Below are 21,569 nucleotides of genomic sequence, written 5' to 3'. Positions count from 1 at the left end.
CCCCCTACTCATTTCCCATAACCAGAAAATTAATCGTTCTGGTTCGTGCACGAAGTTGGTCCCAATCAACAAAATATACCCTGCCTAATTCTCCAATTAATAGCTTGCTATCTTTTATAATGAGTGTCATAGAGTTACTTCCGAAAATTGATGAACGAATATGTGCATCAGTATTTAGCATTACCCACTTCTCAGCAGGATAGTTAGGGTCATTTAGATTCAAGCCAAACTCAATATGTTTTTCGCCAGGACTATGATAATCCCCTTCATTCTTCATTGATGGTGCAATTTTATCCATCACGTTATTAAAGTCAACTTGCAGATATTCATCACCAAAAAAATTAGTATCGTGCATGGTTTCTTCAAAATATAAGGAACAGGTAGTATGAGGCGTTGTAATTGTTAAGATACCATCTTTAATTCCAGATATATCCTTCACATTAGTAAGATCTGCTAGAATATCGTGGTATGACGGACGTCCAACTATTGTTTCAATCTTAATTTCATGATGGTAAACTTTCATAATTATAACTCCAATCGCTGTTGAAGTTCGTTGTATATAGAATCAGTTCCCATACCGGTTAATAAGCCTAAGCCATTAATAACTTTACTCTTAGCACTATCCGGGACTACCGTCGTACTAACAACAGCATCATATTCGTCTAAATGCTGTAATTCATCACCAATTTTCGATTGATAAATTTTTACCTTATCTTCATTTGAATTGCTCTTTAGCCAATTTTGAATTTTTGAGACTGCAATAGTGGAAGTTGCATGACCTGCACCGCAGACAACGAGTAATTTTTTCATCATTATTCTCCTTATTTAGCCTAACTAAAAGTTTCAACATTTTTGATTTTACTAAAATAAATTGAAGCAGCTAACACCAGTAAACCGTATGCAACAACACCTAGAATACCTAGGTAGCTATAAGAAATCACTAATAAGCCAATAGGCCAAAGTGCTGCTAACAGCATAGTTACCAGGCCACTAGTACCAACATCATAATTTGCAAGATGGAACACATCTGTAATAATCGGTGCTAACCAGGTTGACATGTATAGACAGAAGACAACGTAAATTGAACTACCTACAATTGATCTAACTAAGTTTCCTTTAAAGAAAGGAATCATTAAACAAATCGCAAAAGCAAAGAAAGCAAGATCACCAAACGGTAATACATTATTTCCCGGTAAAACTAAAGCTAAAATTAGTGAAATTGGCACAAGAAGTAAAGAAGTAGACATTACTGTTGAATGACCGACTGTAAGAGCAGCATCCATTCCGATTAGTACTTCTCGACCTTCTAAACGTCGGTTGGCAAATTCTTGGGCAGCCTCTGCTATCGGCATTAGTCCTTCCATAAACATAGCAACCATTTTTGGCATAATCTTCATAATGGCAGCAGTAGACATTCCCAATGTACCAATACCAGCAACGTCATAACCTGCAAAAATACCTACTATTAATCCAATTAATAACCCAATCACGACCGTATCACCAAAAACACCAAATTTTTCAGTCATTGTTTCCGAATCTAAATCAATTTTATTAAATCCTGGGATTCTTTCAAAAATCCAATTTAGTAAAATAGCAAAGATAGCACCAGATGTTGCCATCATGTGACTAATCGCGATACCAGGATATCCGAAAAATTCACTAACTTGTTTCTGTGTTACTGTAGCTAGGGTCCATTGCAGTATAACTGCAATAATAGCAACGATTAAACCGTAAGCAAATTTACCTGTAATGGCTTGGCCAACAAGACCCATAAAGATTGGAAACCAAAAATTCCAAATATCGACGTTCAATACTTTGGTCCAACCTAGGTAAATAAACGCAAAATTAATAAGCAATGAAATAGGAATCATTAAAATACCTAGAGATGTTGAAAAGGCTAATGGCCCTCCAACACCCACGCCAATATCTAAGATATTTAAAGAGGCACTGTATTGTTGTCCCATATCTTGAATCGCCTTACCTAAAGTACCTGATAGTAAATCAAGCACTAAGCCAAGACCGATACTACCAATACCGACAGTGATACCTGAAATAAAAGCCTTGCCTGGCTTTAAACCAAATAGTAAACCTATTATGAAAATTATAATTGGTAAAAACACATTTGAACCTAGCCCAATGAACCATTCAAATCCACTTAAAATGAAATCCATGATTAATCCTCTTTTCTAGTTTATTCCAGCCTTAATAAGTTTTCTCTTAAATTCATCCTTATCTGTGAGAGTCATTAGGTCTTTAACTTGTTCTTCATTTTGAAATAGTGACATTAAATTTTGTAGCATTTCTAATTGTTCATGGGGTTCCTTCATAGTAATCATAAAGACCATATTTACCTCAACACTTTCATTTGGATCTGTCATACTCTTAAAAATCACTGGCTCTTTTAAAGTTGCATAACAAATCTGTGATTTATTCACGTGACTATTATCAGCATGAGGTATGGCAAATCCAAAACTATTTATCATTAAGCCAGTAGGATAAGCTTGTTCTCGTTCGAATATGGCCTCTCTGAATGATCTTTTAACAATATTTTCTTCTTCAAGCATATCGACTAGATGATTTAACAGTGAATCAGCATCATTTTCCTCTGTTTGTAATAGTCCTAAATTAAAATCCAAATACATATTTAACCTCCTAATCAGTAAATCTATTAATCCATTTTTCTTCTTCCAACTCCAGAATTAAATCATTCACCATTTTTTTACTATTAATTAATGGCAACAATTCTTCTATTATCTGCTTTATATTTGATGCATCTTTGTCATTTAAAGTAATCATAATCACTAATTGAACTTTTCCTTTTCCCCAATTAATTGGTTTTTTTAAAGTCGTGATAGAAATTGAGGAATTAATTACTGAATTAGGATTAGCGTGAGGTATAGCAATTTTGTTCTCTAAATTAGTCGTACCTAATTTTTCTCGATCAAAAATTGATTTTCTAAAAAAAGTAGATACTGACTGTTTTTCTTCAAGTTGAGATATCATAAAATCTAATACCTCTTCTTTACTATTAGCGTCAATCTTTAAATTTATTAAATCAGATTTTAAAAACTTCAATACTGTTGGCGCCTTAATTCGTTCAGCATCAACGATCTCACTTTGATTAGTTAACAACAAACTATAGGACTGAAGAATTTTTTGGTAATCTTCACTTGAAAAAATAGGAGATACCTTGATATATGTCTTTTTTAAATCTCCTAAATCAATCGTCGATATAATCAAATCTACATTATTTAAATCTACTTTGTGAATCTTATCGAGATTAGCAATTTCTATATTGTCTTTACTAGGTAATATTTTCTTTACCTTTTGATAAATTAATTGGGCTGATGACATACCATATTGACATATAATAAGTATATTTTTTGACTTAGCATTCTTTTCAAGGGCAACCTGAAAATGAATAAGAATTAATGAAATTTCATGATCATTAAGGGAAACATTAAATTTTTTCTCGAAATCACCCATGAGATACCATAAAATACTAAATAATTCCATGTACTGATTTTTAATAGACTCTAGCAAAGGGTTTTCGATGAATATGCCACGTTCCAATCTAAGTAACATGGGAGAAAAATGCTGATATAGAGACATTTTTAAATAATCATCACTCTCTAAGTCAACTTGCTCAATTCGACTTAATTGGTGAATTAAATTATCAACTGATTCCTCTATCTGCTCATTTGAATTCGGAATATTCTTTTGAATTCTGTGGGCATATAGCTGCTTAGTAATATATTTTTTATCACTTAGACTGTAAGATAGGTTGAATTGTCTAGATAGATTTAATATTAAATTTTCAGCTATCGGAAAGGCCTCCATATATCTGATTGAATCAAGCAATAGCTCTTCCTGATCTTCAATATGGCAACCTAACTTAGCCCTATTCAAATGTATTAGTAATATACTAATTAATGATCGATAATAATAATCTGCAGCATTCGTGGCAAAACCATCAAATTCATTTTTGAGAATTTTACCCATACAATTGACTTCGTCTCGAGAAAACAGTATATCCAGAACACTGTCAAATGATAGTTCGGATTCATTATTTGAAAAATTGAAAATAACAGACTTAACAGCTTTTTGGATGTTCTCTTCCCTACCCAATAGCTGAACGCCTTCCTTTGAAGATTCAATCAATACGTCCGCAGTGCCTATAATTTCATTTATAATATGAATATCGTTGTAAATCGAAGTCTTACTAACAATAAATTTTTCTGATAAATTCTCTAATGTAATCAACTGTTCCGTGAAGGCAAGAGATTTGATTAATATTAACCTACGATTGGATGGCTGATAAAAGGATTGGCGCACATGACGATCAACATCTATTTGATCAAAAATAGAATGATTGCCTACCAACTTAATTCCAAAAGATGGTTTCCTTTTTATCTCTGACCCATATTTAAGTATAGAATCATTAATTACCTCCAAATCAGAATAAATGGTTCTTGCTGACACAAGCATTTTATCTGCATAATAAGAAGCAGGTTGATAGCTATGTTCATGTACTAATAAATGTAATAGTTTTAATTGTCTATTATTCATAACTCTCATCCCTTACTAGCTAGTTCTTCTATGCTTTAATCTTATCACCAGTTTTTCATGAATGCGATTACAGCTTTTTCAACAATAATTGCTGATAATAATTAAATCAATAAAAGAATGAATCTTTTTGACATTATTAACAATTTTAGATCGCCAACTAATCTACAACAAGCTACAAGACAGACAAAAATAGGAAAAATTTAGGAAAAAATCCCTCCAAAAGTAAACCTTAATGATAACTTTTGGAGGGATTTATACATATTAAAAGGTCTAACCACAAACATCCAGTTCCAACCCTATACTAGCAGACCCCCAGACAAAGATGCCATCAAAATCTGCTTATATAATAGAGGAAACACATTTCATTTTAAATCTCACCCCAACCAACCTCACCAGCTCACTCCCACAAGGCAACCGACCCAACCACCGCCTATATGATAGAAGAAACTGGTTCACTCAGCCGCTCCCTCCCTCATCCAGCCAAAATTCTCCCTATACAATAGAAGCAACACGTTCAAAAACAAAAAAAGGCGCCGGCGACTCATAGTCACCGACGCCTAAAGCTTCTATTATATAGCCTTTATTTTTGAACATCCTGGTCCAACAGCCAACCGATGGCCAGGCCGCGATTAACCAGTAAATAGGCTTGCTTGGACTTGGACTGGTTGATTGCTTTAACTTCAGCCACCGCAAAGGTCTTGCCCTTAACCCAGTCATCAATAGGCTGGCCGGTTTGCCAGTGAGTGGCGTGCTGGGCCACGGTCACCCGAGCAGGATAGTTGGCCTGGTCGCGCTTGGCCACCAGGTCGTTGACCGCCGCCTGGACTGACCCGGCCGGATAGCCCGCCCCCTGTAAACGCCGGATCCGGTCTTGGCCATTGCCCCAGAGCCCATCCAGCACTTCCTTGGCCAGCTGGCGGATTTTATCTGGGCCCACAGTCTGACCAATACGATATTTAGGCCGGGCATAGCCCTTGATCCGCCAATCATTGTAGGCATACTGGCGGCGGGCCACTGACCGGGCGGAGTTGCCTTCAATAGTAGTCACGGTATTGCCGCTGACACTTTCGACAAAGCCGATATGGTCCGCAAAACCGCCTCCATCCCAGTCAAAACAAATAATGTCGCCGGCCACGGGCTTGACCCGACCCAGCCATATCCCCTTGGCGGTAAATAAATGGATGTGGCGCTGGACCCCGCACTCGCGCCCGATTAGGTCACTGGCCCCGGCCTGGTCACCCACCACAGTGACAAAGGCATCGCACCAATCATCGGCGTAGGTCACAATGTAACCAACCGGCCGCGGCGTGATTTTATTATAGGCATCAATCAGCCGGTGGTGGCGGCTGGACCCCTGGATCATGCCCAGGTAGCCGCGCGCAGTATCAAGCACTTGCTGGACAGTTGCCATGGCTATCTCCTCCCCCATCATGGTAATTTTTACTAGAAATCTGCAGAATCGTCCCGAAAAAGGCCGTCATCAAGTTAATGGTAGTGACCGCCACATCGGTCGCCGTCCAATAATAAAGGTCGCCCAGCCCCTGGACTAAAACAGCTGAAGCTGGCATGACCACTAAAACCAACCACTTCAGCCAGTCATAGAGCTGGTTGTTCGCAATATACATAGGAACCCTCCCTTTTGACCGATCGCGGACGCATCAAGTCCTCAATGGCCCGCAAGCGATCTTCCTGCTTGGCCATCAGTTTTTCCAGGCTAGTTAAACGATGAATCAGGGTCTGCAGGTGGCCGATCAGTTGGACCAGCTTGCCCACCAGGGTGATGACCGCAACCATGGCCCCCGCATACCCACCAATCTCGAGTAGCATAAAAACCTCTCCTCACTATAAAGGGTGTGACGAGAAGCGCTTTGAACTGGTGCACTGGAGTAAACTGGAACCATTATCTGAAAGATAATGTGTCCCAGTTTGCGAAGTGACACCCAGTTCAGCTTCTCGGAACCCAACTAAAAAAAGACCTGTGACACAAGTCACAGGTCTCCAGCTAACTAGATAATCTCCTCAACCGTCCGGCTGACATAGCGGGCCCCTTCAATGGTCGCGAAGGGGTTGTCTAACTCTGGTGTTTGGAAGAGCTGGGCATCCACAACTGCCTGCAAGGCAGCACTAGCCTGGTCAGCCGTAATCCCGGCCTTAGGCTAGCGGATGGTAATCTTCTTGTTCTTGGCCTTAGAGTCTTTGAACATTAATTCCAGTGTGGTATTAGTCATGATAATTCCTCCTTAATGGCTTAGATATAGGCGTAAACGTAAGTAGCAGTCACTTCAGACAGGCTATCAGCCATCAGCCCGGCTAAGGCATTAGCCACCTTGACCACCGCTTCCGGTTGGGCATTATCAATCAGGTTTTGGACGTTTAAAGTCTCAGTCTTTTCCGTGGCCGGATCAAAAGTCTTCACATTGAGCGTTGCCTTATTAAAAACTTGGGTATTCATAATTTTCCTCCTTGGTAAAGCAAAACAGCCGACAGGGTAGTTGCTAGCCACTACACCCCTAAATACGCCAGTCCAGCTAGTGGTGTTACCAAGCAAAAGCAAAAACCAGAAAAATCTAGCCCTCAGAATCTAGCCCCATCAAAGAAAATCAGGTCAAAAAAGAAAAAATCAAATAAAAGTAAATCAATTGATATCATCGACAATCAATCCAATATCAATCTAATCAAGACGCTGCCAACAGACACAGACCACTGACTCTGACAACTGACTCTGGCCAAAAAAGCCCCCTAAAAATTTTTTAAGGCCCTTTCATCAAGCCTAGCAAGCCCTCAGGCCTGTGGATAAAGTTGTCAGACAAAATGGGCCTTGCTTTTTAAAAAAAGTTTAATATTCTTAGTTTAAGAGCTATTTTCATAAAAGCTCACGACTTAGATATGTTTTCATTTCATGGAAAGGGGATATTCGCAATAAAATAAATGTACTGTAAAGCCTAACACAACGCCATTATTTTTTATTCATGCGTATTGCTGATTCATTACTGGATGAACTGATAACTCACTTATTTTTACAAAAACCGATAAAGGAGTTTATGATGACAATCAAAAGAGTTGTTGCTACCGATTTTTGGTACAGTCCCCTGGTCACTAATGAACTGAGCCGTGATGAGATTTTCTTCATGCTTTACCTGAAAACCAATCCGCAAACCTCCCAGCTGGGCATCTACAAGCTCCCCATGCAAATCATGGAAACCCAGGTCCAGATGCCGGCTGCTGAAATCAATGCCCTCTTAAACAGCTTGCAGTACAACCACGATTTGATCGCCTATAACCGGTCAACCAATGAAATAGCCATTCTCGAATACCTGTCCTATTCGATTTTAACTGGTGGGACCCCGGTGGAACGGATTCTTAAACGTGAAATCCACCACGTGGAATCCCTGGAGCTCCTCACCAAGGTCCAGGCCAAAATGACCGACTACTGGCACCGGTCAGAGCGGGCCATTGATGGTTGCCTGGCTGAACTCTTTGCCAAGGAAATTGCCAACCGCAGCCGCACTGAATATGCCGACCAGTTGCTGGCTGACCTCCATGACTTTTGGTCAGACTACTTTACTGCTGACTTAATCGACGAGGCCTACAAACGTTCTAAATACAAGAATGCCCCCGACCAATATGCCAAAACCATCCTGACCGACTGGCAAAAGCGCGGGGTCACCAGCCTCAAGGACGTCCAACTCGCCGATTACGACCATTTCAACCAGCAAGCGTCAATTCTGTCTAACTAAGGAGGTCTCCCCATGCCACATACAAGTCGTGAAGAAAAAATCATCCGTAAATTTACACCCCTAGTTTGTAAGACAATCTACCGCCTCGGCATTGCCAGCCACCATATCCATTTTGATGACTACTACCAGGAACTGGCCATTAAACTCCTGGCCCTAACCAAGACCTTCAAGGGCGACCCCCTGGCTAGTGACAGTGAACGTTATCAATTTGTCGGCTATGCCGCCGTGGGCCTGAGACGCTATATGTACGACCTCCTGCGCAAGGAGAAGCACCCTGACTCCCCCAACTGGCTAGCAGATGACCAGCGGAATTTAAGCTTGCTGGAAACCAACCTCCAGGCCCAGGAATTTCTAAACCATGCCCAAGAGGCCCTCACCGACCGGGAATGGCAACTTTTGGTCGACCTGGTAGCCCAGGACATGACCATGACCGATCTAGCTGCCCATTATCAGGTTTCGCGCAAGACCCTCTACCAGTGGAAAAATAAGCTGGCCCAAAAACTAGCCCCCTACAAGGAAATTCTAGAAACAGACCAGTAGCTCGTCGCTCAAGCAAATAATCAAAGAGGTAAAACAAAAATGGAAAAATTCATGTACTACACCAAGCGCCACTATACTCAAGCCCAACAAAAAACGCTTAAACACCTGTTTAAGCGCGCTAAAGATATAATCAAGATGGATGAAGATGATTTTTCCCGGACAACTGGCTACCAGCCCAGCCAACTCCGCCAAGATATCTTCGCCGTTGACGGGACCAGCTACAGTGACCTGCGCAATTATTTGACCTGGCACCACCCCAACCTGGCTCCTAACCACCAGAACCAGGACTGGGCCTTCGCTAACTACCGGATGATTATGTCTGATTTGCCAGGCTACTATGAGGGTCAGGATATGCTGATGGACTACCGCAATTGGCTCAGTCAAGTGGACCAGCTTGCCATCTACTACCAGGACTCAAACCAAGCCGAAGAGGCCCGTTATTTGGCTCAGGAGCTGGAGAGAATTGGCCTGGGAGCTGAGATAACCGGCCCGGTGAATGGTCAATCTGTCATTAAGCACCTGGAGTCTAGTGACTCCGACCAGTTTATCATCGTCCTCGACTAACTAGACCCTAATCAAGACCTCTACCAGGCCATTTGGGATTATCAGGCTGCCATCGACTTCGCGGCCTTACCCATGCTGTTATTTCCAGATTGGGCCACTTTAACCGCCATGACAGAAATTGACTGTGAGCCCGATCCAGCCAAACTATTTGGTGAAAACAACTACCAGCGTTATTGCCAATATATTGCTCGCTCTGCCGTCCAACACCTGGTCAATGGGTTAGACCATTATAAGTACCTGGAAGGGGCTGGCAAGGTCAAATAAGGGGGGATTTGAGGATGTTGGAAATAAGGTATGAGTCAGGGTAAAAAATTGATGGAAATAATAGGAATTAAATTGCTTTAGTTGAGGAAAATGATTGGGGGAGATGTAGTATAGCTTAATTTGCCAAATAATGACCGCTAAGGTGGGTGATATATAGTTGATGGCTAATATACATTAGGAGACATTAAAGGGATTGAAGTGGTGAAATAAGCGGAATATACGAAGATAAATAAAGTGCTCCCCCTTAGGTGTATTTAAGGGGGAGCATGTTTTATTATTTTAGAGTATAAAGTAAATCTTTCGTATCAAAATATAAAGATAAATCGCCTAGTCAATAATTCTTATTGAGTGGAAAACAACGATATTTTTTGTAATAAAAGTTTTTTCAACTAATTATACATAAATTTTAATTTAATTAATATAAAGAAAATATTTTGCCATAATATAATTTTCTTTATGCTTTAGCTGAAGACCAATCCCCAAATTACCCAGCAGAGTTTCTACAAGTTACCCATGAAAAATCATGGCCAGCCAGCTGCAAATGCCGGCTGAGGAAATCAAAGCCCTCTTAAGCAGCCTGCAATACAACCACGACCTCATCGCCTATAACCGGTCCAGCAATGAAATTGCCATCCTCGACTACATGCCCTACTCGGTCCTAACCGGTGGGCACCCATTTAACGGATTCTTAAACGGGAATTGCACCATGTGGAATCCCTAGAACTCCTGGTCAAGGCCCAGGCTAAAATGTCCGACTATTGGCAACGTTCAGAACGGGCCATTGATAATTTCCTGGCCGACCTGATTGACCGAGAAATACAAAACCGGGACAAGCAGGACTACCACAACCAATTGCTGGCTGACCTCCAGGATTTTTGGTCAGACTATTTCTCAGCTGATTTAATTGATCAGGCCTACCAGCGGTCCAAATACAAAAGTGTCCTGAACACTATGCCAAAACCATCCTGGCCGACTGGAAAGCGCGCGGAGTCACAAGCCTCAAGGACGTCCAACTGGTCGACTATGATTACTATAAACACCACAGCACCATCCCATCCGACTAAGGAGGTCTCCCATGCGGCAACCATGTTTTAGTGAACAAGTCATCCGTGAATTTACCCCCTTAATTTACACGGCCATCTACCGCTTTGGCCTCTCCCGCCACCACCGTCATTTTGACGACTACTACCAGGAACTATCACTCAAATTACTTAGTCTAACTAACACTTTTGACGGTGATGTCTTAGGGGCCGACCGCTACCAGTTTACGGCCTATGCCACCACCAGCCTGAGGCGGTATATGATCGACCTCTGGCGCAAGTACCAGCAAGACGACCACCAGGCCTTGGGTGACTATGACCCCTTAGACGGCTACTGGCTGGAGAGTGAGCTCCATGCCTTGTCATCAATAACCTGTCCATGACTGATTTAGCCAGCCACTTACATATTTCCCGCAAGACCCTCTACCAAAGAAAAGCTAAACTCGCCCGCAAACTGGGCCCCTACAAGGCCCTCTTAGAACCCTAGCTGTCGCCCTAAATAGACTGAGTAAAAATAAGTGAGGTAAGCCATGGAAAATTTATCTACTTCAGCAAAAGATGCTACCCAGCCCGCCAGCTGGGCTACCAGCCCAGCCAAATCCGCCAGGAAATTTTTAGCCTGGACGGTTTGACCTACACCGACCTGCGCAATTACCTGACCTGGCACTACCCCAACCTGGCTCCCGACCACCCGGGCCAGGACTGGGCCTGCACCAACTATCGGATCATCCAGGCCGACCTGCCCAGCTATTTTGAGAGCCAGCACATGCTGGTGGACTACCGCAATTGGCTAAGCCAAGTGGACCAGGTGGCCAGCTACTACCAGGATGATAACCAAGGCCCAGTGGCCCAATTTCTGGCCAGCCAGCTCGGTCAGCTAAGCATTACCGCCCACATCACTGACCCAGCTATCAGCAGGTGAGCCAGCTGAATTTATGATTGTCCTGGACTACCTAGACCCAGACCAGGCCCTCTACCGGGCTATCTGGGACCACCAGGTCAAGCGCGACTTTGTCGCCCTACCCCTACTGCTTTTGCCCGACTGGGCATTTCTCACTGCTATGACGGAAATTGATTGCCAGCCCGAACCCGTCAAATTATTAGGTGAGGACAACTACTAGCGATATTGCCAATATATTGCCCGTTCAGCCGTCCAACACCTGGTCTGTGGCTTAGACCATTACCGGTATTTAAAAGGACAGGAGAGGGTGGAATAAGGGGGATTTGAGGTATTAGTATGATTGGTAATTGATTTTAGCGGAGGAAGATAGATGGGAGGATGGTGGTGGTCTATTTTTAGTAAATATTGCTCTATAAGGGCGGTAATAGGTGTTGGAGAGTAGTTATGATACTTGAGAGGATGTTCAGAGAGCTGGGAGGTAAAATAAGGATAATTTGCCTATAATTAAAATAGTACAAATAATTTTAGATACGGAAATGAAGACTAGCCTAATTTGCCATAGATTGGTTGGTAAGACATATTAATAGTAATCTTACATAAAAAAAGAGTGATAAAGAGATTTTGAGGAGAATGAGACGGTAAATAATGAAAATATGAGGATATTAAAAGTGCTCCCTCCTTAACTAATTTTAAGAGGGGAGCATTTCTTTTGTTCAATTATTTATAATCGCATAGTCTGCGAGTAGAAAATCATAAATAGTATTGAAGCATATAGCCAGCAGCAGCAAATTTTTATCAGTTCATAAACTGTAATCTAAAGATGTACAGAATTGGAAATAATTTACATATTCAAATTTTATGAATAGTTTTTTCGTTATTCTATATTTAATAATGCTTCTAGTTGATATTTATGATCGCTTGAAACGTTTACATTGTTTATTTTGTGTATTTTATTAATTAATTCCGACCGATTAATCTGATGTTCTCTCCATTTCAAATTAAAATAATCTGTTCCATAATATTTATTAACAATATCTTTACCTGAGTTTACCTCTTTTATATACATGCAAAAAATTTTTTCTATTTCTTCTGTTTTATTACTTACGTCCTTACATGAATCTGAGGATGGATAATATTTGCATAGTTCCCCTAGTTCAGCATCAATAATTTCCAAATATTTTGCTGCACTTTCTGGCTCATCATATAGTTCTCTTTCTTTAATCCATCGCATATCTAGTCCATTAGAAACAGTTTCAGGTACCGTATTTTCATGCTTACAGCTAGTTAGAAATAGAATCATTAATAATGCTAAAACAGGTATCTTAAATTTTAAGTTTATCATTTAAATTTCTCCTATGGATAACTTACTTTTTTGTCAGAAATTGTTTAATAAAATATGTCTCTTAAAAAAATTACTCATTCAAATTAAACTTGAGAAAACGCCTTTTTATAGATAATTATTAGCGATAATTTATAATTTATCTTTTCCTTATCAGAATTAATAAATCAGGCTAAATAGTTTTTAAATCAACTATAAAATTAGTATAGAACTCTACATTAAATGTCTTACTTTAATATAAAATTCGTCAATTTGTTAATCTCATCATTCCCTTATGGTATTAGTAATATATAGTCATCCCATTATACTGTCTTTATTTTCAGAATTATTTATCTTTTTTTGACAAAATTTTATAAATAGGTATATTACCAAAAATGTAAGTCAACTTAACCTCATCTATACTACCTTTATCTTCAGGATTAACTATTCTTTTTAGACAAAATTTGATTAAGTCCATATAATTGTGTAAAAAGAAAAACCATAATAATCTTTTTTGGTTACAATGTAATTGGCTAAAACACATTGAAAGGAAGATTATTATGGCTCAACTAAATATTACCCTAAACTTAGAAGAAATTACAGAGGCAGTTCTAAACAGTGATATGGATCAGATGATGAAGTCCCTAACTGTAACCATCTTTAATGCCTATATGCAAGCAGAGCGTGAGGAATTTATTAATGCTAAGCGCTATGAGCGCACAGATGACCGGAAAGATTATCGTAATGGCTCCTATAAAAGAAACTTTAAAACAAAGGTAGGGACTGTTGAACTGGATGTCCCTCGGACACGATCAGGAGAATTTGATACCAAGCTATTCGATAAATATCAACGTATGGACAAGGCCTTTGTGGCTGTTTTAACCGAAATGTATATTAATGGGGTCTCAACACGCCGTATTAAGAAGGTTGTTGAAACACTCTGTGGCGAAGGTGTTTCTAAATCATTTGTCTCTTCAGTAAATAAAAACTTGGACCCTGCTGTTTTCGAATTTAAAGGGCGTTCCCTAACACATACGAATTTTCGATATGTTTATGTCGATGCCATGTATATTAAAGTTCGCGAAAACCATCGTTCTGTCTCTAAAGGTGTTTATATTGCTCAGGGTATTAACGATGATAATCGTCGCGAAATTATCGGCTTTATGATTGCTGATAATGAATCAGAAGAAAACTGGAAGAACTTCTTCCTTGATTTAAAGGCCAGAGGCCTAACTAAACCAACATTAATTATATCTGACGCCCACAAGGGACTAAAATCAGCGATTAGTAATCAATTTTTAGGCACTACCTGGCAACGGTGTACGGTTCATTTTCTACGTAATATTTTAGCTCATTTTCCAAAAAAGGATTGCAGTCATGAGAGAAGTCTTCTAAAGAGAATATTTAATGCTGATAGTCAACAAAGAGCGCGAGAGTTAAAATTTGAATTTGTAGAATACGTTAGTGGCAATGAGAAATATGACAAAGCTGTTAATACGCTAGAGGAAGGCTTCGAAGATGCTATCCCATACTTATTAGAACCCACACCTTATCGCGTTTCACTGAAAACAACTAACAGTCTAGAAAGGCTAAATCGAGAAATTAGAAGAAGAGAGAAAGTTGTCGGCCTCTTTCCTAATATAGAGGCTGCGGAGCGACTTATAGGAAGTGTATTGCTTGATTTGCATGAATATTGGGAGACATGTCCTCATAAATTCTTTAATAACATAGTCTAAATATTTATACCCACCAATTACATTCTATAATTTACACAAGATTGTGGACTTGACAGGTAAAACAAATTAAAGCTAATATCTAGCTCTCTTCAGTGGAAAGAACTCTAAACTTAACTAGTAAAACTATTAAAAAAGAATAATCAACAAGATAAACTTTATCAATGTTAATAATTATATAAAAACTAGAGTATATAATCTATGAAATATTAATCAATAAATGATGTGCTCAAGATAAATAGTCTAATCTAATATTTAAAAACTTCTGGGCAGATAATTACATACTTATCTACCCAGAAGTAATAATCTAAATTTTTTTCTCAATAACATCCGCAATCTGCCGACATGCCGTCCCATCACCATACGGGTTAGTAGCCTGGCTCATTTGTGCATAAGCATCTTCATCTTCTAACAATAATTTAAAATTATTATAGATGGTTTCCTCATCTGTACCCACTAACTTCAGGGTACCTGCCTCAACGCCTTCAGGTCGCTCAGTAGTGTCGCGCATAACTAGCACTGGTTTACCAAGGCTTGGTGCTTCTTCTTGGATGCCGCCGCTATCAGTTAAGATGATATGAGCTGCATTCATAAAGTTATGGAAATCAAGCACTTCTAGTGGTTCAATAATGCGAATTTGATCACTATCACCAAGGTATTTATCAGCTACTTCACGAACTTTAGGATTCATATGAATTGGATAAATGACTTTGACATCATCATGCTCATCCACCACACGGCGAATAGCTTTGAACATATGCGCCATTGGTTCACCTAGATTTTCCCGACGGTGTGCAGTTAATAAAATCAACCGGTCATCCCCTACCCAGTCTATCTCAGGATGCTGATAATCTTCTCTTACTGTCGTTTTAAGGGCATCGATAACCGTATTACCAGTCACATGAATTTTACTGTCATCTCTACCCTCATTCAGTAAGTTTTGTCTAGCCTGGTCTGTTGGTGCAAAATCAAGTGCAGAAATAATACTTACTGCCTGGCGATTAAACTCTTCAGGGAAAGGTGAATAAATATTATTGGTGCGTAGGCCAGCTTCAACATGCCCTACCGGAATTTGTAGGTAGTAGCAAGCTAAAGCTGTCACAAATGTAGTCGATGTATCGCCATGGACTAGGACAATGTCTGGCTTGGCTTCTTCCAATACCTCTTTGATTTTATTTAGGATATTAGTTGTGACATCAAATAGCGTCTGTTTATCTTTCATGATGGATAAATCATAATCAGGCTCAACATCGAAAACTTCTAAAACTTGATCTAACATTTCACGATGTTGTCCAGTTACACAAACCAAGGTTTCAAGATTATCTCTAGTCTTTAATTCGTTAACTAGCGGGCACATCTTAATAGCTTCAGGACGTGTGCCAAAAACGAGCATTACTTTAGTCATATAAATCTCCTCTCAAATCGATATCATAAAAATCTTTAATAAAATTATCATCTCTTTTTAAGAGTTCTACTGTTTTAAAGACATAATTTTTCAAGCAATTTACCTGATAATATGGATTTTCAATTACTATGTTATCAGCACTTAATGAAATAGCCTTCTCAATAGCTTCGATGATTTCTGTTTGAGTAGCATCACAATCTATTACAGAATTGCCTCTAATCCTACCTTCTTGACGACGCCCTATGTTAACAGAAAAAGTGCCTAGACTAGGCGCCTCTAACAAACCGGAGGAAGAATTACCAATATAAACTTGAGAATTGTGAACTAAATTTTGAAAATCTTTATTTTCTAAATTCTTTATATAAGTCATACCATTTTTTTTAGTATATTCATAAACCTTACTGGCTATTTGATCAGAGGAGGTATCAGCATTACCACCAATAAATACCATTTGGTAATGATTCTTAAAATTATCTAGAGCAGATAGTAATTGATTAATTTGATTGGTTGTTGACCGCCCCGTCGACGTCTCGGGGTGAAACAAAATAACAAAATATGGCATTTTAACAGGCGGTTCATAACTTTTATCGATATTGGCAATTGCATTATCAGCACCAAGAGCCCCTAAATTAAACACCCTGTCTGGGGCCTCTCCTAATTGGATTACCCGATTTCGATATTCTTCTGTTGAAGTAAAGTGATAGAGTGACATTTTTGTTATCGCATGTCTGATAAATTCATCATAATTCCCTAAAGTCTTTTCCCCGCCATGCAAATGTAATATTTTTTGACTATTCATAGCTGCCGCTGTAGCGACAGCTAGCATTTCATACCTATCCCCTAGAATAATAACTAAATCATAATTCTCCTGATAAAAAATCCTCCCAAATTCTTTTAGGGCAATTCCCATACTATTAGTTATTGCCTTATTATCAATTGTATCGATTTGAATTGGGACACGGTAAGAAATATCAAAACCATCTTGAATTATCTCATCAATTGTATGGCTAAAGTTCTTCTCTAAATGAGTACCAGTAACTAAGATTTCTAAATCTATATCTGGTATTAAACTAAGTTCTTTTAGGTAGCGTTTGACTATACCGTATTCAGCACGTGAGCCAGTAACATAGGCAACTCTATACATCAATTTCTCCTCTCAGTGCAGACAAAAATTCTTTTGTAAAAAGCTCATATCCCTTTTCTGTCAAGTGGACACCATCCTTAGAGTAGCAATAGCAAACTTTGCCGTAATCGTTGTAAAAGCTATTCCAGCGGTATATCTGAGCATCAAACTTTTTAGCTTCTTCGAGAATAACTTGATTAAAATTATCTATTTCAGTGTTAGAAACAAAAACATTACCATTATTGTGCATAACTAAAGATAAATAAATCTTAATGTCAGGAAATTTATCGGCAATATTATCTAATAGCCTCAGCAACTCATGCCTAAATTCCTCTAATCTATACTCTTGTTTAAGATCATTGATACCTACCATTATCAGAAGTTTCTTTATATGGCCTGTGCTCATTAGATTATCTATTAAATAATTATTCAAATCTTTAGTACAAGCTCCACTGATACCCAAATTTACAATTTCATATTCCCCAATTTTACTATTAGGAAACATATCAAGTACTGAATGCCCTATAAACAATAAGTCTCCAGTGAGAGCTACTTGATTCAATTTTTCTTCTATACGCCGTTTAGTTTTTACCAACTGTTCTTCTCTGGAATTTCTCTGAGAAAGAATACTTATTGCTTCAATTAAATCACTCGCGCCATCAATATCAATAGAAGCTGATTTATCCATAAGATAGGCTCTAGACTTTTTACCGAAAAAATCGCCTTTAGATAAATATGCATTAGGTCTAGCAATATAAATTGCACCATTAGGATAGTATTCATCATACTTTTGACGTGCATAATTTTTAAAATCACCCGTAAAATTAGCTAAAGTCCCATCTTCAACTGGTTTTATTAATTGGCTATTCTTATCAGACTTAGTAACCGATACACAAAAATCCATATCGGAGGTCAATTGGCTATAGGCCTCCCGAATATGTTGGGCAGTTCGTAAAGGAGATGTAGGTTGTAACAAGCAAAATGTATCAACTTGCTCCCCAATTTCTTTAAGCGCGTGCTCAATAACCATAAATGAACTGGCTTGATCAGAAGATTCACGCGCTCCTCTCATAATAACTTTAGCTCCAAAATCTCTTGCAATTTGTGCATATTCCAAGGAGTCAGTAGAAACATAAACACTATTTAAAAAGCAGCCCGATTCAAGAGCTGCTTCAATTGTGTAAGTCATCAGAGGTTTTCCTTTAAGATTAATAATATTTTTGTCTGATAAGCCTTTAGAGCCTGATCTTGCAGGTATAATTGCTATATTATTCATTAGGTATCTCCCATTCGAATCTTGAATCAATAATCACTTGGTCCTCTTCAAAGTCATTTTCAGATTTTAGCCCTAATATTTGATGCCAATACATCGGACTAATACCATTTCCTGGTCGTTTTGTCGTGATATTTTCTTCAGTAAAGACGTCGCCTTTCTTAATCGCAGATTTAGCAATAATCGATTTTCTTGCAACTATTTTATTCTTATTTTCTGATGGTGTTACAATCTTATTGCCAACCCCATACATCACTTCAGCTCTACGCACATGAGCCACCAGTTCTGCTAGTTCATCTGGTGTAGCTGATGCATGGTGGTCTGGTCCAGGTAAATCTTTATGAAGAGTAAAGTGCTTTTCAATTACACTAGCTCCTAATGCAACAGACATGATAGCTGCTGTAGCACCCACTGAATGATCAGAAAACCCAACTTGATGATTGGGAAAAACTGCCTTAAGTTCATTAATGGCTGTAATATTGACATCCGTATCCGGTGTTGGATACTCAGTATTACAATGAAGAATTGTAATCTCGTTAGAACCTGGATTTAAAATATCAACAGCCTTCTCAATCTCTTCAATTGTTGCCATTCCAGTAGATAGAATTATTTTTTTATTATCAACGCTAATTTTAGAAATTCTTTCTAAATAAGGAAGGTTGGTAATTTCACCTGATGGTACCTTCCAAATATTTTGTCCAATATTTTCTAGTTCATCGATAGAATCCATATCAAATGCCGTAGAAAATACAATAAGACCTAGAGATTCGGCATATTCTTTTAGAAGTAGGTAATCATCGACTGACATCTCTAATTTAGCTGTCATTTCAAGCTGCGAATCATCTTCACCCGTTGTCTCTTTCTGATATTCAGCTTTTGGTGCGTATTTAGAAATTAGCTGATTAGCTTTAAAAGTTTGAAATTTAACTGCATTCACACCAGTTTCAGCTGCCTTTTCAACCAGAGTTTTAGCTAATTCAAAGCTTCCATTATGATTGCATCCAATCTCTGCGATTATAAAAATAGATTTATCCATTTTTTCTCTCCTTTATCACTCTAGCAGGAACTCCTACTACTGTTTGATAGTCTTTCACATCACTAATCACCACAGCGCCTGATCCGACCATCGTCTCTTTCCCGATAGTCAATTGACCATTAACAACTGAACTACTTCCTATAAAACTTCCATTTTGTATATGCACATCGCCGTTTATAACAGTACTCGTTGAGATGTTAATATGGTTATCTAATGTTACACCATGTTCAACCAAAGCTTTAGTATTAATAATGCAATTATTGCCAATAGTAACCATGGCGTTAACAATTGCCATTTTCCCTATAAAGCAACCCTCTCCTAATTTAGCTGAATTAGATACAATAGCGCTACTATCAATAACATTGATTAACTTAAATTCATGTTCTTTTAACTGATTATACCAATAAGCCCTTTTTTTATTATCACCAATTGCAATAAAAAAGCGACAATCGGTTGCATCATCAATAATATCAAGGTTTTTGCCGAGTATAGGGTATCCAAGATGGCTGCCGTTTTTATAATCATCAATAAATCCTTGAAAGTCATATAAATATTGACTTAGTGAATCAAGAACTGATTTAGCATAACCTCCCGCTCCTATAATATATAATTTTTTCATTTTTACTTCCCTCTATAGTTAGAAACCATTTGTTTTATATCTGAGTAAAATAAACATGGAAAGATAGCAATAATCAATATTAGTTTAATAAATGTCCAAGACCAGTTAATGGATAGCATTGCTTGGCTATCCAAATGATAGATTCCTAGAGATATTACTATTAGTAGGAGGACATAGCTAACCATTTTTTTTAAACCAAAGGCTACTGGTTCAATTTTATTTGACATATAAATAGCTAATCCCGCCATAAATAGATTCTGGATTAATATAGCTATTGCTGGCGTTTGAATTCCAAAAGTTTCTGTATATTTTGCGGATACTATAATATTTAATAAACTGCCAGATAAACTAGCAAAAAAAATAAATCTAGAGCCTCGAGTATTATAAAATAAGGTATTAATAAAAAATAAGTAGATTGATCTAATCTGATAGGCAATTAACATAATAGGAACGATCGTCCAAGCTAAATGATAAGCATCTGCCGTGAATAAAATAATCACTTCTTTGGCAAAAAAAAGAACCCCTAAACTAATAAATAGATATCCTCTACATATAATATCTGCAAATTTTATGACCTGATAGTGCTCTTCCCTGCCTTTGTTCATAAGACCATAAAACCAAGGAATATAGGCACTGTTAACACTCATCTGTAAAGTATCAATTATTAACATTATTTGAGATGATAAATTAAATAAACCAACACCCGATGTTGAAACTTGATTATTTAGAAATAATCTTGAAACTAAATTAGCAATGTTAGTAGATAATAAATGGGGTAACAGCGGGATAGAGTAAGACAGACCTTCTCTTAAATATTCAATACTGAAACCTATTTTTATAATCCTTTTTTTCACTAACGAATATAGACTATATAATCCAAAGATTAAGCCAACTATTAGGTAAGATAGTAACTGTCCTGTTGCTCCTAGTCTAAAAACAATGATGAAAATTAAATTTAATGATATTAGACTAATGAAATTAAGCAAACTATTAAGAGCAAAGTCCTTTGCCATCTCCATCGTCTGTAAGAGTGTTTGATAGATCGTGTAAATAGGATTTACAATTATAGTTAAGATGCCTATAAATATATAAGGATAGAATTGTATATTATTAACGAAAGGCAAAATTAGAATATCTTTAAAAATAATAAGTAAAAACCCTAAAAATAAACTGTTCGCAAGTACTGTTAAAATAATAGTCCCGAAAAAATATTGTCTTTCAACTGGTCTATCATCATAAATATAATAGTAGCGCTGAACAGAGCTATTTAAGGATAGAGTAAATAACAAGCTTAACAAAGCCGTTAAAGCATTAACCACTCCCGTTATCCCGTAATCCTCAGGAGTTAAATAAATTGTATAGATGGGCAAAAGAAAAAATCCAATTGCTTTTTGTAAAATTGATGTAACAGTATAAATACTTGAATTTGTAATTACATTCTTCATAT

General features: G+C 38.1%; 26 protein-coding genes. 9 read left to right on the top strand and 17 right to left on the bottom strand.

From position 1 onward, the window contains the following. Window positions 1-4: 4 nt before the first annotated feature. From AWM75_RS07910 to AWM75_RS07870, 10 genes are all read right to left on the bottom strand, one after another. Window positions 5-523 (bottom strand): YjbQ family protein, encoded by a 519-nt coding sequence (locus tag AWM75_RS07910; protein ID WP_067980564.1) that lies wholly within the window; start codon window positions 521-523, stop codon window positions 5-7. 2 nt (window positions 524-525) lie between these two features. Next, the gene (locus AWM75_RS07905; RefSeq protein ID WP_067980562.1) at window positions 526-810 is read right to left on the bottom strand and encodes a PTS sugar transporter subunit IIB; all 285 of its coding nucleotides are present in this window, start codon (window positions 808-810) and stop codon (window positions 526-528) included. Window positions 811-830: 20 nt separating this feature from the next. Then, on the bottom strand, window positions 831-2,171 hold the full coding sequence (locus AWM75_RS07900; RefSeq protein ID WP_067980558.1) for a PTS galactitol transporter subunit IIC: 1,341 nt from the start codon (window positions 2,169-2,171) through the stop codon (window positions 831-833). 15 nt (window positions 2,172-2,186) lie between these two features. Beyond that, window positions 2,187-2,642, bottom strand: coding sequence for a PTS sugar transporter subunit IIA (locus tag AWM75_RS07895; RefSeq protein WP_067980555.1), 456 nt, complete (start codon window positions 2,640-2,642; stop codon window positions 2,187-2,189). Between the two features lie 10 nt (window positions 2,643-2,652). Beyond that, on the bottom strand, window positions 2,653-4,569 hold the full coding sequence (locus AWM75_RS07890; RefSeq protein ID WP_067980553.1) for a BglG family transcription antiterminator: 1,917 nt from the start codon (window positions 4,567-4,569) through the stop codon (window positions 2,653-2,655). A gap of 580 nt (window positions 4,570-5,149) precedes the next feature. After that, window positions 5,150-5,980: a CHAP domain-containing protein gene (locus tag AWM75_RS08960; RefSeq protein ID WP_067980550.1), complete on the bottom strand. Its 831-nt coding sequence runs from the start codon at window positions 5,978-5,980 to the stop codon at window positions 5,150-5,152. Then, on the bottom strand, window positions 5,955-6,194 hold the full coding sequence (locus AWM75_RS07880) for a phage holin (RefSeq protein WP_067980548.1): 240 nt from the start codon (window positions 6,192-6,194) through the stop codon (window positions 5,955-5,957). Before AWM75_RS07880 ends, AWM75_RS08960 begins: the two co-directional genes overlap by 26 nt. Beyond that, a complete protein-coding gene (locus AWM75_RS07875; protein WP_067980545.1) occupies window positions 6,166-6,396 on the bottom strand; it encodes a hypothetical protein in 231 nt (76 codons plus the stop codon). Before AWM75_RS07875 ends, AWM75_RS07880 begins: the two co-directional genes overlap by 29 nt. 179 nt (window positions 6,397-6,575) lie before the next feature. Next, window positions 6,576-6,686, bottom strand: coding sequence for a DUF2922 family protein (locus tag AWM75_RS08920; RefSeq protein WP_158320187.1), 111 nt, complete (start codon window positions 6,684-6,686; stop codon window positions 6,576-6,578). 131 nt (window positions 6,687-6,817) lie between these two features. Continuing rightward, a complete protein-coding gene (locus AWM75_RS07870) occupies window positions 6,818-7,021 on the bottom strand; it encodes a DUF1659 domain-containing protein (protein ID WP_067980543.1) in 204 nt (67 codons plus the stop codon). Window positions 7,022-7,613: 592 nt separating this feature from the next. Between AWM75_RS07870 and AWM75_RS07865 the strand changes: the two genes are divergently transcribed. The 8 genes from AWM75_RS07865 to AWM75_RS07830 all read left to right on the top strand — a co-directional run bounded on the left by AWM75_RS07865 (window position 7,614) and on the right by AWM75_RS07830 (window position 11,835). Continuing rightward, a complete protein-coding gene (locus tag AWM75_RS07865; RefSeq protein WP_067980539.1) occupies window positions 7,614-8,306 on the top strand; it encodes a DnaD domain-containing protein in 693 nt (230 codons plus the stop codon). A 12-nt stretch (window positions 8,307-8,318) separates the two neighbouring features. Beyond that, window positions 8,319-8,846 (top strand): sigma-70 family RNA polymerase sigma factor, encoded by a 528-nt coding sequence (locus AWM75_RS07860; RefSeq protein ID WP_067980536.1) that lies wholly within the window; start codon window positions 8,319-8,321, stop codon window positions 8,844-8,846. Between the two features lie 39 nt (window positions 8,847-8,885). After that, window positions 8,886-9,410: a hypothetical protein gene (locus AWM75_RS07855; RefSeq protein ID WP_067980533.1), complete on the top strand. Its 525-nt coding sequence runs from the start codon at window positions 8,886-8,888 to the stop codon at window positions 9,408-9,410. A gap of 72 nt (window positions 9,411-9,482) precedes the next feature. Next, window positions 9,483-9,674 (top strand): hypothetical protein, encoded by a 192-nt coding sequence (locus AWM75_RS07850; protein ID WP_067980530.1) that lies wholly within the window; start codon window positions 9,483-9,485, stop codon window positions 9,672-9,674. A gap of 708 nt (window positions 9,675-10,382) precedes the next feature. Beyond that, window positions 10,383-10,769 (top strand): hypothetical protein, encoded by a 387-nt coding sequence (locus tag AWM75_RS07845; RefSeq protein ID WP_067980527.1) that lies wholly within the window; start codon window positions 10,383-10,385, stop codon window positions 10,767-10,769. Then, window positions 10,750-11,097 (top strand): sigma factor, encoded by a 348-nt coding sequence (locus AWM75_RS07840; protein ID WP_067980523.1) that lies wholly within the window; start codon window positions 10,750-10,752, stop codon window positions 11,095-11,097. The genes AWM75_RS07845 and AWM75_RS07840 overlap by 20 nt, the downstream gene beginning before the upstream one ends. Window positions 11,098-11,342: 245 nt before the next feature. Then, on the top strand, window positions 11,343-11,636 hold the full coding sequence (locus AWM75_RS08715) for a hypothetical protein (RefSeq protein WP_145862472.1): 294 nt from the start codon (window positions 11,343-11,345) through the stop codon (window positions 11,634-11,636). Between the two features lie 13 nt (window positions 11,637-11,649). Beyond that, window positions 11,650-11,835: a hypothetical protein gene (locus AWM75_RS07830; RefSeq protein WP_067980517.1), complete on the top strand. Its 186-nt coding sequence runs from the start codon at window positions 11,650-11,652 to the stop codon at window positions 11,833-11,835. 654 nt (window positions 11,836-12,489) lie between these two features. On the opposite strand, the gene AWM75_RS07825 is transcribed toward AWM75_RS07830, so the two are convergent. Next, on the bottom strand, window positions 12,490-12,957 hold the full coding sequence (locus AWM75_RS07825) for a hypothetical protein (protein ID WP_067980514.1): 468 nt from the start codon (window positions 12,955-12,957) through the stop codon (window positions 12,490-12,492). 536 nt (window positions 12,958-13,493) lie between these two features. Here AWM75_RS07825 and AWM75_RS07820 point away from each other — a divergent pair. Further along, window positions 13,494-14,669 (top strand): IS256 family transposase, encoded by a 1,176-nt coding sequence (locus AWM75_RS07820; RefSeq protein ID WP_067977262.1) that lies wholly within the window; start codon window positions 13,494-13,496, stop codon window positions 14,667-14,669. A 304-nt stretch (window positions 14,670-14,973) separates the two neighbouring features. Here AWM75_RS07820 and wecB read toward each other — a convergent pair whose 3' ends face one another. From wecB to AWM75_RS07790, 6 genes are read right to left on the bottom strand one after another with little or no spacing between them, the layout of a single operon-like run. Further along, window positions 14,974-16,071, bottom strand: coding sequence for a non-hydrolyzing UDP-N-acetylglucosamine 2-epimerase (gene wecB, locus AWM75_RS07815; RefSeq protein ID WP_067980510.1), 1,098 nt, complete (start codon window positions 16,069-16,071; stop codon window positions 14,974-14,976). Next, on the bottom strand, window positions 16,064-17,215 hold the full coding sequence (gene neuC / locus AWM75_RS07810) for a UDP-N-acetylglucosamine 2-epimerase (protein WP_067980507.1): 1,152 nt from the start codon (window positions 17,213-17,215) through the stop codon (window positions 16,064-16,066). Before neuC ends, wecB begins: the two co-directional genes overlap by 8 nt. Next, a complete protein-coding gene (locus AWM75_RS07805; protein WP_067980504.1) occupies window positions 17,208-18,470 on the bottom strand; it encodes a cytidylyltransferase domain-containing protein in 1,263 nt (420 codons plus the stop codon). The genes neuC and AWM75_RS07805 overlap by 8 nt, the downstream gene beginning before the upstream one ends. Then, window positions 18,463-19,503, bottom strand: a complete 1,041-nt coding sequence (gene neuB, locus AWM75_RS07800) for an N-acetylneuraminate synthase (RefSeq protein ID WP_067980500.1) — start codon at window positions 19,501-19,503, stop codon at window positions 18,463-18,465. The genes AWM75_RS07805 and neuB overlap by 8 nt, the downstream gene beginning before the upstream one ends. Then, on the bottom strand, window positions 19,496-20,122 hold the full coding sequence (locus AWM75_RS07795; RefSeq protein ID WP_067980498.1) for an acetyltransferase: 627 nt from the start codon (window positions 20,120-20,122) through the stop codon (window positions 19,496-19,498). The genes neuB and AWM75_RS07795 overlap by 8 nt, the downstream gene beginning before the upstream one ends. 2 nt (window positions 20,123-20,124) lie before the next feature. Continuing rightward, the gene (locus AWM75_RS07790) at window positions 20,125-21,567 is read right to left on the bottom strand and encodes a lipopolysaccharide biosynthesis protein (protein ID WP_067980495.1); all 1,443 of its coding nucleotides are present in this window, start codon (window positions 21,565-21,567) and stop codon (window positions 20,125-20,127) included. Between the last annotated feature and the right edge of the window lie 2 nt (window positions 21,568-21,569).

This window comes from Aerococcus urinaehominis, assembly GCF_001543245.1.
GTDB lineage: Bacteria > Bacillota > Bacilli > Lactobacillales > Aerococcaceae > Aerococcus > Aerococcus urinaehominis.
This window is presented reverse-complemented; position numbering and strand designations above follow the sequence as displayed.